The sequence below is a fragment of the Aminobacter sp. P4_D5 genome (assembly GCF_056401815.1).
This window is the reverse complement of sequence record NZ_JBFUIP010000480.1, coordinates 1-920: the sequence shown is the minus strand read 5'-3', so window position 1 is coordinate 920 and position 920 is coordinate 1. Positions and strand designations below refer to the sequence as shown.

Genomic DNA, 920 nt, shown 5'->3' with positions numbered 1-920 from the left:
GTACTGGCCGACGCCGGGCGAGTGGTCCATCAGGCTCACCATCGCGATGAGCGGGTGGTGCGCCACGGGCTCCAGCGCGGACGGCATGTCGCGGGCCGGCAACTCGCAGCGCAGGTGCAGCAGGTGCTCCGACTTCATGAGGCCCGAGGCGGACATGGCCGTCAGATCCTCCACGCCGTTCCGAAAAGTCTGGTCGCGGCCCTGGTCGAAGCCGAGGTCACCAAGGCAGAGCGCGTCCAGCACTGTGGTCACGCCGGCGGCGGCGCATTGCGCGTCGTGCGAGACGAAGGCCGAGCGCGAGGGCCAGCGGGCATTGGTGCGCGGCAAGACCTGACGCTCGAGGTTGTCGGTGTGCACGTCCACCACGCCGGGGATGACGATGTCGCCCCCGCAGTCGATGGCGGCGGGGGACGCGCAATTGCCGGACTGGATATCGGCGATGCGCCCGTCGCGCAGGATGATGGTTCCGTCGACCACCGCCTCGGGCAGGACGAGGCGGGCGTTGGTTAGAATTGTTTCAATCATGCGGCGTCTTCTAGGGGGAGAACCTGATGGAGGCGATCCGCCACCCGGTCGCGGACCTCGATGTCATGGAAAATTCCCACGAGCGCCGCCCCGCGCGCCTTGGCCTCGGCGATGAGGCCGATCACCACCTCGGCATTGGCGGCGTCCAGGCTGGCGGTGGGCTCGTCGAGCAACAGGATGGGGTAGTCGGGCGCGAAGCCGCGGGCGAGGTTCACCCGCTGCTGCTCGCCGCCTGAGAAGGTCGCGGGCGGCAGGCCGTGCAGCCGCGCCGGCAGGTTCAGGCGGGTGAGCAGGGCGGCGGCGCGCTCGCGCGCCTCGTCGGGGTCCATGCCGCGGTCGATCAGCGGCTCGGCGACGACGTCACGGGCGGAGACGCGGGGGATGACGCGGAGGAA

Annotated in this window: 1 protein-coding gene and 1 pseudogene; both read right to left on the bottom strand. The window is 70.3% G+C overall.

The features are described 5' to 3' along the window. Positions 1 to 525, bottom strand: a pseudogene (locus AC1DWF_RS32905) (alpha-D-ribose 1-methylphosphonate 5-triphosphate diphosphatase); the annotation flags it as partial. Next, positions 522 to 920, bottom strand: a 399-nt coding sequence (locus AC1DWF_RS32900; protein WP_476842706.1) for an ATP-binding cassette domain-containing protein, incomplete at its 5' end; no start/stop codon positions are given. The gene AC1DWF_RS32900 and the pseudogene AC1DWF_RS32905, both read right to left, overlap by 4 nt.